Origin of the sequence: Variovorax sp. OV700 (assembly GCF_900099805.1) — a bacterium.
Classification (GTDB): domain Bacteria; phylum Pseudomonadota; class Gammaproteobacteria; order Burkholderiales; family Burkholderiaceae_C; genus Variovorax.
Genome location: NZ_FNDR01000015.1, coordinates 1 through 11,362, shown reverse-complemented (window position 1 = coordinate 11,362; position 11,362 = coordinate 1). Strand labels below are relative to the sequence as shown.

Here is an 11,362-nt window from a genome sequence, read left to right as displayed (position 1 = left end):
CTCACCACTCGGAGTCCCCATGCAACGATCTTCTCTTTCAAACGCGCTGCTTTGCGCCGCGGCCGCCGTCTGTGCGGCCATCGTCACGACGAACGCACAGGCCTTCGACGGCATCGTGGAAAAGCAGGTGTTCAACCTGCCCGCCTACACGACCGTGAACGGCCAGGTCATCAAGGGAGTGCGCATCGGCTATGAAACCTACGGCCGTCTGAATGCTGCGCGAGACAACGTGATCCTCATCAATCACTTCATCACGGGCACCTCGCACGCCGCGGGCCGGTATGCGGCGAGCGACGCCGCGCCGGGTTACTGGGACACGATCATCGGCGCCGGCCTCCCGATCGACACCGAGCGGTTCTTCGTCATCGCGACCGATGCGTTGGCCAACCCCAATCGCGCATCGGCCACCGTCGTCAGCACCGGCCCAGCCAGCATCGACGCCGCCACCGGCAAACCGTGGGGCACGCGCTTCCCGGTGCTGGCTGCGCGGGACACGGTGGAGGTGCAGAAGGCCCTGCTCGATTCGTTGGGCATCCGAACCATCTACGCCGTCGCTGGCGCTTCGGCTGGCGCCTGGATGTCGGTGGAATGGGCCTCGGCCTACCCGGACCGCGTGCAGCGCCTGCTGTCCATCGTCGGACCTGGCGTCGACAGCCCGGCCTACGCCACCGCCAAGATGAGCTCGTGGGGCGCGGCCGTGAGGCTGGACCCGAACTGGGCCAACGGCGACTACCACGGCAAGGCCGAGCCGCTGGCAGGCATGACGCAGGCCATGCGGCAGGTCACACTCGACGCGCTCAGCTTCGCCTGGGCCGACAAGGCTTTCGGTCAGAAGTGGGCCGACCCGGGCAAGAACCCCGGCGACGCGACGGCGAACCAATTTGCGGTCGATGCCACCCTCGAGAAGATCGGCGAAGCGCGTGCCAAGGGCATGGACGCCAACAGCTGGCTGTACACGCTGAAGGCCTTGCAGTTGCCCAGCGCCAAACCAGACCGCATCAAGGCCAAGTCGCTGTTCGTGGGTATCAGCTCAGATCAGATCTTTCCGCCGCTCCTGTCAAAGCGCGCAGTAGAGTTCCTCAAGGCGCAAGGCACCCCGGCGGAGTATGTCGAGTTGAACAGTCCAAACGGTCATGCCGATGCGCTGGGTGCCACAGTCGGTCAGGCCGGGCCGGCGATTGCGTCACTCCTGGCAAAGTAGGCATGAGGAGAGTGGACTGTCGCGTGTACGGCAACTCGAAAGACGGCAACGGGCTCGGCTGTAGCCGAGGGTTAGCCGGGTGCTTGCTTCGGGCCCAAGGCGTCTTGAAGGCCTCATCGAGCTCATCCACTCGGACAGCGCCGCATCATACGAAACCTATATACTTCATATACATTTCATACAAGAGATCACTGATGGGTATCGTAAAAATTTCGGACCTGATGCACGAGAACCTGCGCGTGGCTGGGAACGCGCTCAGCAGGTCCATCAATGCGCAGGCAGAGCACTGGATGCGCGTCGGCATGTTGACCGAGATGCACCCGGAGCTGGACCACCGCGAAATCTGCCAACTGTTGATACGAGCCGAACTCGGGGGGGGCCTGGACATCACCGTGGCAGTCACGCCCCGTCCGGGCAAGCCCCGCGCATCCTCGACGGGGAAGCACTGATGGCTCATGGTGTTCCCATCAGGTCCGCCGAGGAACTCGAGATGGCGCGGCGGGCCGCCCTCCTTGCCGCAGAGGTTCTAAGTGTGGTCGAGCCCCACGTCGTGCCGGGGGTGAGCACGGAGGCACTCGACCGCATCTGTCACGACCACATCGTGAATGTCCAGGGCGCCATTCCAGCCAACGTCGGGTACCAGGGATATCCGAAGACCATCCTCACCTCCGTCAATCAGGTGGTTTGCCACGGCATCCCCTCTCTGACCAAGATTCTGAAGAAGGGCGACATCGTCAACATCGATGTCGCGGTCATCAAGGATGGCTGGTTCGGTGACACCAGCCGCATGTACTTCGTCGGAGCCCCCAGCGTGCTGGCTCGGCGCTTGGTGGAGACGACCTACGAAGCGATGCTGGCCGGCATCCGGCAGGTCAAGCCTGGCGCAACGCTGGGCGATGTTGGCCATGCCATCCAGACGGTGGCCCAGCGGGAGCATTTCAGCGTCGTGCGCGAATACTGCGGCCACGGCATCGGGCAGGTCTATCACGATGAACCGCAAGTGCTGCACTACGGGCGGCGCGGAGAAGGCCTCGAGCTGGAGCCGGGGATGGTCTTCACCATCGAACCGATGCTCAACGCCGGCAAGCGCGAAACCAGGCAATTGCCCGACGGGTGGACCGTCGTGACCAAGGACGGGTCTCTGTCCGCGCAGTGGGAACACATGGTCGCTGTGACGTCCGAGGGATATGAAGTGCTCACGGCCTGGCCAGGAGGCACAGGTGCCTACGCACCGTCTCCAGTCGTTCGTTTGGTGAGCCGTTGTTGCCGCCCGTTCATTCCAAGTAGTCAATGAACTGCGGGATCACCTCGCGCAGGAAGCGGATTTCCTCTGTGGGGATGCTGCGCGACTCCAAGTCGAAATGGATGAAGGTGCCATAGGGCGTGCCGCATCCTCGCGTCAGCAGCCGGCCGTAGTACGACTCGACCATGCCGGCATAGGGTCGGTTTGTCAGGCGCTGATCCTCGGAGGCATGGCTGGTCACGAACTCGCCGTGCTCGAGCGCGTACTGGCAGAAGCTCTTGCCCAGAGGCACCACCTTCAGCCAGGTGCGGTATTCAGAGTCGCGGTCGAAGGCATGCGCCGCGTGCATCACGTCGCCGTTCAATTTGTAGATCGCCGTGAACCGATAGGACGTCCTATCGTTGAGCAAGGCCAGCGCCGGAACGATCCCGCGGCTGGCAAGAAGGCTGTGAACGGCCGCAGCGGGCGCTGGCAAGTCGACGTCGAGCATGGGTACCTTGGTTGGGACGTGGGCGCAAATCTTATGTAATTCTTACTGTGCTCCGGAACAGGGTTTGACCCTCATCTTGTCAACGCAAACCCTTAGAGTGCCCCGCGAGTACACGCCGCTCGCACTGACCGCGCAGCGTTCGGCGGTTCAGAGGTCTACGGCGCCAAGCGACTGGACACAGCTAAGCCCCGTTCTGCCGCCAAGCCCCCGGCGACACCCCGTACTCGCGCTTGAACGCGCGGTTGAAGGCGGCTTCCGACTCGTAGCCGACACCCTCGGCAATGCGCGCCAGGTTGCCCTGGTCTCTACGCAGCATGCCGGCGGCCAGGATCATGCGCCAGCGTGTCAGGTACTGCATGGGCGGTACGCCCACCAGTTCGGCGAAGCGGTCCGCCAGCACGCTGCGTGAGATGTGGGTTTCCTGCGCCAGCGCGTCGACGGTCCAGTTGCGCGCGGGCTCGCCGTGCATCAGCGCCAGGCAGCGGCTCACGTGGGGGTCGCGCAGGCCGGCCAGCCAGCCAGGGTCGTTGGCGGGCATGGATTCGATGTAGCCGCGCAGCACTTCGGCAAACAGCACCTCCGCGACCTTGGCGGCGACCATCTCGGAACCGGGCGTGTGCGAAGCGGCATCCCCCAATACGAAGTTGACGGACTGCTCGATCCACGGGCCGGCCGGCCGGCTGCGCAACGCCGTGGTGAACAGGCGCGGAATGTTCGCCATCACGGGATTGGGTGCATCGCCTTCGTACGCGAACCAGCTGCACACCAGCACCGTGCGGTCGCCATTGCCGCCGTAGCGGATGCGCTCCAGTTCGGGGGCGCGCGGACTCACCACATGCGCCACGTCCACCGCCGCATGGTGCAGGCCGCTGCCCAGCACGTGCGAGTCGCCATGCGGCACGGCGATCACTTCGCCAGCGTATGCGCGGATTGGCTCCCCGCCGTCGACCTGGGCCCAGCATTCGCCTTGCAGCACCAGGTGGCAGATGGCCAGCCGCTGCGCGCCAGGCCTCAGGAGCCGCGCCATGTCGGTGCCCTTGGGCACCTTGAAGCACCAGGGCGCATGCATGTCCCCGTTCAGGAACAGCGCGCCCTCCAGGCGGATGGTCCGCAGTACGTCCGACAAGACATCCATCGTCTCCTCCCGGTCGAGCGAGGGCGGGGTTTCAGTCAACAAGTCCGGCGGAGCGGGCAATACGAGGCTGCTTCGCGTCGGCAACATAGGTCTTGGTCGCCCTTGACCGATGATTCTAGATAGGAGTATCGCCATGCCCAAATTCGTTATCGAACGGCACATCCCCGGCGCCGGCCAATTCACCCCGGCAGACTTGAAGGCCATCTCGCAAAAGTCCTGCGGCGTGTTGAGCAGCATGGGCCCCGACATCCAGTGGATCCACAGCTACGTGACCGACGACCGGATCTACTGCGTCTACCAGTCCGCCGACGAAGCCCTGGTGCGCCGGCACGCGGAGCTTGGCGGCTTCCCGGCCGACCGGGTGGACCGGGTGTACAGCGTGATCGACCCGGCCACTGCCGAGTGAGCGGTGCGAAGGGGCGAGGGGCGCGAGAGGTGTTGCGCCGGGCTCGACCCGGTGCGCTACACTATTTTTCGCCCCTTGCCCGATCCGGCCCGCGCCTTGAAAGCGTGGCGCGCCTCGATACGTATTCACACCATCGACCGTCACGCTCCTCGTGGACACGTCTCCAAAGCGCTCGACGCGCCGCCCCTCCGCCCCGGCCGATTCGCACGAAGATCAAGGCGACGTCGATGGGCGCCTGTTCGTCGGTTCGATGGAAAAGGGGATGCGCATCCTCGAACTGTTCAACGAGCATCCCTCCGCCCTCTCGATCGGCGACATTGCGCAGCACACAGGCATGGGCCGCAGCGCGGCGCAGCGTTTCGTCTACACGCTTCATCGGCTCGGCTATCTCGGCAAGGACCGCGAGTCGAAAAAGTACCTCCCCTCGCTGAAGCTCCTGGGGCTGGTGCGCGGCATCCATCGGCACCATCCTCAGAGAGAGCTTGCGTATCCATTGCTCGAGAAGCTGGCCAAGGAGACGCGCGAAACGGTGTCATGGGTTGAGCTGGACGGGGACGAAGTCGTCGTGTTGCTCAACATTCCGGGAGCGCACGTCACGGCCATCAATCTCCCGGTGGGGAGCCGCTTTCCCGCGCTCACCTCTTCATCCGGCCAGGTGCTTCTCTCGCAAGCTCCGCAGGCACAGCTCGCGAAGATGCTCGACGCGTTGTCCCCCGCGGTGCGTGCCCGCTTCGGCACCCGCAGCCGATCGGAGGTGCTTTCGATATTCCGCAAGGCGGCGGAAGACGGCCACTCGTTCACGGAGAAGAATTTCGGCGACGACGGCGTCTCCGTGTCGGTGCCCGTGACGGACTTTTCGGGGCGCCCCATCGCAGCCCTGAACGTATCGACCGTCCGTTCGCGCTACGACATCGCCCAGGTGCGCGAACTGATCCTTCCCCGGCTCGAACTGGCGGCGCGCGAAGCCTCCACCTGAGCGCCGCGGCTCCCGCGCGCTTTTCCCCATTTCCCCTTGCGGACGGCCGATCAGCCGGCGAACAGCCCGCGCGCGGTTGCCGGGGTACCCACATCCCCGCACTTGACGAAGCGCCGCATAACGCGCAACATTAATTGAAATGCAATCGATGTAATTGCATTTCAATTATTCTTCGTTAAGGCTATTTCACGGGAACAAGATGTCGCAGGCAAACCATTCGACCGGCTCCGTCGCCATGGACCCGCTTAGCGAGGAAACCATCGGCGAACTGCTCGCTCGCCGCGCCCGTTCGAATCCCGAAGACATCTACTGCTCCTTCAAGGGCGAGCGCATCAGCGTCGGAATGCTGGACCGGCGAGTGAACCAGGTGGCGGCCCTGTTGAAGTCGCAAGGCTTGCAAAAGGGCGACCGGGTCGCGGTCATGCTGCCCAGCCACCCGGACCACCTCTACCTGCTCTTTGCGCTGGCGCGACTGGGGATGGTTCGCGTGCCGATCAACGTGCACCTGCTGGGCGCACCGCTGGCCCACCTCCTCCACGAACTCGCGCCGCAGGCCATCGTGGCCGACACCGCATTCCGCGCGGCTCTCGAGGAACTCGGAATCAACCTGCCCCGGACGATCTGGCGCAACGGCATCGACGGAGAGTTCGACCGCTTCGCATCGTGCGACGAGGACGATGCCGCGCCCCTCGTGAGGACCGACGAGATCATTGCCCTCAGTCCCAGTTCGGGCACCACCGGCGCACCCAAGGGCGTTCTGAAGTCCGACCGCCAACTGCGCGCCGGACCGATGGCCATCCTTCGCTTGACGGAGGCCGGACCGGGTGACATCTTCCTGTTCTGGGAGGCGCTACACCACGGCTCCGGCGTGGCCGTCGCGATTGCCGCGCTCACGGGCGGTTTCCAGCTGGCGATGCTGGAACGCTTCAGCGCTTCAGGGTTCTGGGACGACGTCCGTCGCCACCAGGCCACGCACATCCACTACCTGGGCAGCGTGCTGCCGATGCTGTTGAAGCAGCCGGAGCGCTCCGATGACCGCGAGCACCGCGTGCGCATCGCCTGGGGAGGCGGCTGTCCCGCCGATGTGTGGCACGCGTTCGCCGAGCGTTTCGGTGTGTCGATGCGGGAAGGCTATGGGCTCTCCGAACTCATCACCTTCGTCACGGCCAACATCGACGGGCCACCGGGCTCCATCGGCAAGCCGCTGTCGTACTACGAGATCTCGCTTCTTGCGGACGACGGATCGCCGGTCGAGCCGGGCGACAAGGGCGAGGTCGCCATTCGCGCCCTCAACCCGCGCCTGGGCTTCTTGGGCTACTTCAGAAATCCGCAGGCCGATGCAGCCGCGCGCCGCGGCGAGCTGTTCTTGAGCGGCGATCTCGCGCACCGCGATGCGAACGGCAATCTCTTCTATGCGGGGCGCAAGAAGGACATGCTGCGGCGCCGCGGCATCAACATCGCGGCCTGGGACGTGGAGAGCGTCTTTGCGCAGCACGATGCGGTGGCCGAAGTGGCACTGGTCGGCGTCCCCAGCGAGTTGGGCGAAGACGAACTCAAGCTGTTCGTGCGCCTGCGCGAAGGCGCAAGCATCACGCCGCCCGATCTGCTTCGCTGGTGCAGCGGCAAGCTGCCGTACTTCCAGATTCCACGCTACGTCGAGTTCATCGGCGCCTTCCCCAAGACGCCGACACAGCGGATCCAGAAGAAGGAGCTGTCTCGCAGCGTCACGGGTGTGTGGGACGCTGACGCTGCCGGCTTTCGCGCGGCCAAGCGCTGACTCCCGCCCGATTCAAGGCCTCCATCGATTGCTCAACTGAAAGGAAAAACCATGATCCGAGTTCACTTGAATCGCTGGCGGCAAGCGATGGTGATGGTTTCGAGCCTCGCCTTCTGCGCCTGGGCCCAGGCCGCCCTCGCCGACAAGCCCATCACCCTGGTCGTGGCCTTCCCGGCCGGCGGCGGCGTCGACGTGGTCGGGCGCATCCTTGCGCAAGGCATGGCACAGAAGCTGAAGCTCTCGGTGGTGGTGGACAACAAGGCGGGTGCCTCCGGTGCAATCGGAGCGCAATTCGTCAAGCGGGCGGCACCGGACGGCCACACCCTCCTCATGGCACCGACCACCTCCTACGTCATGTCGGAAAAGATGTCCGGTGCCGAGGCCGTCGGCTACGAAATCGCCAAAGACTTCAGGCCGGTGGCCACCGTCGGCGAACTGCCCCTGGTCATGCTCGCGTCGAAGGCGAGCGGCATCGCCTCGTACGCGGACCTGGCCGCCAAAGCCAAGCAGCAGCCGGGCAAGGTCGCCTACGGCTCCTCGGGCAACGGCTCGACCGAACACATCGTCACCGAGTGGTTCCGCCAACAGGCGTCGCTCGAACTGCTGCACGTGCCCTATCGCGGTTCCGCGCCGGCGATGGCCGATCTGTTTGCGGGCGAGATCCAGTTCATGGTGACCACCTCGCCCACCGCGCTCACCAACCTGGCCTCAGGAAAGGTCGTGGCCGTGGGTGTGGCGAGCCCGCAGCGGCTGGACATCTTCCCGGGCCTGCCAACGTTTGCGGAGCAGGGCCTGCCGCAGTTCGTTGCCGCCTCGGTCTATGCGGTGCTGGCGCCCAAGGGAACGCCCGACGACGTGATCGCCACGCTGAACACGGCGCTCAACGAGACACTGGACGATGAGGCGGTCAAGCGCCGCTTCGCGCAGCTCGGGATCGAGGCCGTCCGCAGCACGCCCGCCCAGGCGCGCGACCGGCTGCAGAACGAATCGAACAAATGGGAGCAGGTGGTGCAGCGGATCAAGGTGGCCCGCTAGAACCCGACACACATCCTGGAGCCGACCAATGACTGACAAAACGCCTTCCTTGAATCCCTGCGTTACCCTGGCCATCGACAAGGGCGTCGCCTTGATCACGATGGATCGCCCGCACGCCATGAACGCGTTCGACCGTACGCAGCGCGAGCTCTTCCAGTCCGCCCTGTTGTCGGCCGATGCCGACGCACAGGTGCGCGTGATCGTGATCACCGGCGCGGGCAAGGCTTTCTGCGCGGGACAAGACCAGCACGAGAGCGCCGCCATGGACGCGGCAGGCTCAGCCGCGCGGATCGACAGCTATATGGCCCTGTACGAGGTGTTCCGCGCGCTCGGCAAGCCGGTCATCGCCCGGATCAACGGCGTGGCCGCCGGCGCAGGACTGCAGATCGCGCTCATGGCCGACCTTCGCATCGCTTCCACCCAGGCGCGCTTCGGCATGACGGAGTTCAAGGTGGGCTCCGCAGCCATCTTCGGCAGCGCGTTGCTGCATTCGATCATCGGGGAGGCAGCAATGAAGCGGCTCGTGCTGCTCGCCGAGATCGTGCCGGCCGCACAGTCCCTGGCGCTCGGCCTGGTCCATGAAGTCGTGGACGACGCTCGCCTGGACGAACGGGTGGCGGAAATCTGCGCGCAGGTGTCGCAGTGGTCGCCAACCTCCGTGGCTATCACCAAATCGTGGTGGAAGGAAATGGGCGACGAGATGTTCGCCAAGGCCGCGACCGCTGCCCGGCGTGGGCACGCCATCAATTTTGCGTCCGGCGCCTACTCGCTCGGCGCGAGGAAGTTCACCGAACGCAAGCAGGCGCACCGCGCCAACATGTAGCGCACGCGGGCGCGCGATCCAATCGCCTTGCAGGCGTTACGATCAGATTTCATCCGCAGGCCGCCCATGCTCCTCCACGTCGACGAAGAGATCACCTTCCGCAAGCTCGAGATCCTGCTGGCCTTCATGGAGACCGGCAATCTCGCCCGCGCGGCGGAAAAGCTCGACATCAGCGCCGTGAGCGTGCACCGCGCCTTGCATTCGCTGGAAACCGGGCTGCGCTGCGCGCTGTTCCGGCACGAGGGCCGCAATCTGCATCCGACCGAAGCCGCCCATGCGCTGGCGGAGGTGGCGCGCGAAGTGCTTCGCACCATGTCCGAGGGCATTCGCGCCACGCGGGAAGTCGCCGGCTACTCGGCCGACCGCATTCGCATCGGCTCGCTCTATTCCCTGACGAGCCGCACGGTGCCTCAGCTGATCATGGCAATGAAGCTGCGCAAGCCGGACCTGCACACCGAGCTCGTGCTCGGCTCCAATGCGCACTTGCTGCAGAAGCTGCGCGATGGCGCGATCGACGCCGCGCTCATGGCCATCCCGGAGGATGTTTCCGATGTCGAGTCGGAGCCCCTGTTCGAGGACGACATCCAGTTCGCGGCACCCGTCGGCTCGCCCTACTCCGGGCAAAAGGAAATCGACCTGAGCAGCTGCGCCGGCGAACGCTTCGTGAGCCTGAGCGAGGGCTTCGTGACTTACCGGGGTTTTGTCGAGACCTTCCGCATCGCCGGCTTCACCCCCAACGTGGTGATGAAGACCGACGACATTTTCTCGCTCATGAACCTGGTGAGCGGCGGCGTGGGCTACACGCTGCTGCCGGGGCGGGTGCGCGGTGTCATGCCGCAGAAGGTGCAGTTGATCCCGTTGCAGTCCAGGTACCTGATGCGCCAGACCATTGCGCTCAACTTCCTGCGCACACGCGAGCGCGATCCCAACCTGCTCGCGCTGCTGTCGGTGTGCCGCCTGGCCAAGGCCGAACTCGGCTGAGTGCGAGGCACCTGATCGATCGGTGCGGCGCTATGCGGCCCCGCGACGGTCGGAGTAATGTTGGCTAGCGGCTCACCATGTGTTGCGCAGCTCGCGAAGCTTGACGAACACGGTCTTCGGATCCGGCTTCTCGGGCAGATCGGGAAAGGCCTCGCGAAGCGCTGCAATGACACTCGGGCTCGACAGACGCAGGAAGGTGTTGACCTCTTTCTCTTCGCGCAGCGTCGTGACGCGGGCCTTGGCCGGGTCATGCCCTGCCACGCCAGGCAGCAGCGCCTTGGCGGCAGCGTTGTCGGGTTCGCGCGCGAGCGTGAAACGCAGGTTGTTTTCGATGTAGTCGTGGCCGGGGTAGACGCGGGTGTCGTCGGGCAGCTTGGCGAGTTGCTCGACGAAGGTGGTGTACATCGATTCCACATTGCCGCCGTTGTGGCAGTTGCCCGCGCCGGCGTTGAACAGCGTGTCGCCGGAGAACAGTGCCGGCCTTTCGGTGTGAGAGCGCAGGCAGATGTGGCACATCGTGTGGCCGGGCGTGTCCATGCATTCGAGCTCGACGGTCTTGCCGACCTTGATCACGTCGCCCGCCTTCACGCCGCGATCCATGCCGGCAATGCGAGAGCCCGACTGGTGGTGCGCAATCACCTTGGCGCCCGTCGCCGCGACGACGGCCTCATTGCCGCCCGTGTGGTCGTGATGCTCGTGAGTATTGAGGATCTGCGTGATCTGCCAGCCCTTGTCCTTGGCGGCCGCCAGGCATTTCTGGTGGTCCAGGGGATCGATGGCAAGAGCCTCGCCGCTCTCGGGGCAAACGATCAGGTAGTTGTAGTTGCGATAGGCGTTGCCGGTCCAGATGCGTTCGACGATCATGCATTGCTCCAGATGTCAGATAGGAATGGCACTAACTTACACCCGACGGCGTTGATGTGCTTCGTTCGGCGGCTCGGCAGGCTTTGAGTGCACATCGGGTGGCGGCATCCAAGCGGCTTCTTCCATTGCACCCGAGCGAACGACCAACCGGTGAACAAACGATCCGGCACGTTGCAGAAATCGACACAGCCGATCCTTCATGCCACCGCCGATCAGGCCGCTCTGCGGCCCCGTTTGAATGGTCCTCCGGTGCCAGGCCATATCAGCTGCCTAAGCAGATGGCCCACCCAATGGTGACACCAATGCCTTGCCTCGTGTGCCATGCGTCAACCCGGTGAACGCGAAATCCACCTCCGGCGCGAGCCCGCTCACGATGCGCGCAATCGACTTGCCCGAGCCGCAGGCATGCGTCCAGCCCAGCGTGCCGTGGC

The 11,362-nt window shown here is 64.8% G+C and carries 12 protein-coding genes and 1 pseudogene; 9 read left to right on the top strand and 4 right to left on the bottom strand.

Annotated elements, in window-relative coordinates; genetic code table 11:
- Positions 1 to 19: 19 nt before the first annotated feature.
- From BLR24_RS26260 to map, 3 genes are all read left to right on the top strand, one after another.
- Positions 20 to 1,201, top strand: a complete 1,182-nt coding sequence (locus tag BLR24_RS26260; protein ID WP_175543352.1) for an alpha/beta fold hydrolase — start codon at positions 20 to 22, stop codon at positions 1,199 to 1,201.
- Positions 1,202 to 1,395: 194 nt separating this feature from the next.
- A complete protein-coding gene (locus BLR24_RS26255; protein WP_093022924.1) occupies positions 1,396 to 1,650 on the top strand; it encodes a ParD-like family protein in 255 nt (84 codons plus the stop codon).
- On the top strand, positions 1,650 to 2,495 hold the full coding sequence (map, locus tag BLR24_RS26250) for a type I methionyl aminopeptidase (protein ID WP_093022922.1): 846 nt from the start codon (positions 1,650 to 1,652) through the stop codon (positions 2,493 to 2,495). Before BLR24_RS26255 ends, map begins: the two co-directional genes overlap by 1 nt.
- Here the strand turns inward: map and BLR24_RS26245 are convergent.
- A complete protein-coding gene (locus BLR24_RS26245) occupies positions 2,476 to 2,934 on the bottom strand; it encodes a hypothetical protein (RefSeq protein ID WP_093022920.1) in 459 nt (152 codons plus the stop codon). The genes map and BLR24_RS26245 overlap by 20 nt on opposite strands.
- A gap of 181 nt (positions 2,935 to 3,115) precedes the next feature.
- Positions 3,116 to 4,069, bottom strand: a complete 954-nt coding sequence (locus tag BLR24_RS26240; protein ID WP_093022918.1) for an AraC family transcriptional regulator — start codon at positions 4,067 to 4,069, stop codon at positions 3,116 to 3,118.
- Between the two features lie 133 nt (positions 4,070 to 4,202).
- On the opposite strand from BLR24_RS26240, the gene BLR24_RS26235 reads away from it, so the two are divergent.
- The 6 genes from BLR24_RS26235 to BLR24_RS26210 all read left to right on the top strand — a co-directional run bounded on the left by BLR24_RS26235 (position 4,203) and on the right by BLR24_RS26210 (position 10,067).
- Positions 4,203 to 4,475 (top strand): DUF4242 domain-containing protein, encoded by a 273-nt coding sequence (locus BLR24_RS26235; protein ID WP_093022916.1) that lies wholly within the window; start codon positions 4,203 to 4,205, stop codon positions 4,473 to 4,475.
- A gap of 151 nt (positions 4,476 to 4,626) precedes the next feature.
- The gene (locus tag BLR24_RS26230) at positions 4,627 to 5,451 is read left to right on the top strand and encodes an IclR family transcriptional regulator (protein WP_093022914.1); all 825 of its coding nucleotides are present in this window, start codon (positions 4,627 to 4,629) and stop codon (positions 5,449 to 5,451) included.
- A 235-nt stretch (positions 5,452 to 5,686) separates the two neighbouring features.
- Complete coding sequence (locus BLR24_RS26225) at positions 5,687 to 7,228, top strand: AMP-binding protein (protein ID WP_254787585.1); 1,542 nt, start codon at positions 5,687 to 5,689, stop codon at positions 7,226 to 7,228.
- A 51-nt stretch (positions 7,229 to 7,279) separates the two neighbouring features.
- The gene (locus tag BLR24_RS26220) at positions 7,280 to 8,263 is read left to right on the top strand and encodes a Bug family tripartite tricarboxylate transporter substrate binding protein (RefSeq protein WP_093022910.1); all 984 of its coding nucleotides are present in this window, start codon (positions 7,280 to 7,282) and stop codon (positions 8,261 to 8,263) included.
- Positions 8,264 to 8,291: 28 nt separating this feature from the next.
- The gene (locus tag BLR24_RS26215) at positions 8,292 to 9,086 is read left to right on the top strand and encodes an enoyl-CoA hydratase/isomerase family protein (protein ID WP_093022908.1); all 795 of its coding nucleotides are present in this window, start codon (positions 8,292 to 8,294) and stop codon (positions 9,084 to 9,086) included.
- 66 nt (positions 9,087 to 9,152) lie between these two features.
- Positions 9,153 to 10,067 (top strand): LysR family transcriptional regulator, encoded by a 915-nt coding sequence (locus BLR24_RS26210; RefSeq protein ID WP_093022906.1) that lies wholly within the window; start codon positions 9,153 to 9,155, stop codon positions 10,065 to 10,067.
- Positions 10,068 to 10,139: 72 nt separating this feature from the next.
- Here BLR24_RS26210 and BLR24_RS26205 read toward each other — a convergent pair whose 3' ends face one another.
- Positions 10,140 to 10,931, bottom strand: coding sequence for a hydroxyacylglutathione hydrolase (locus tag BLR24_RS26205; protein WP_093022904.1), 792 nt, complete (start codon positions 10,929 to 10,931; stop codon positions 10,140 to 10,142).
- 270 nt (positions 10,932 to 11,201) lie between these two features.
- Positions 11,202 to 11,362: pseudogene (locus BLR24_RS31130) on the bottom strand (amino acid dehydrogenase); the annotation flags it as partial.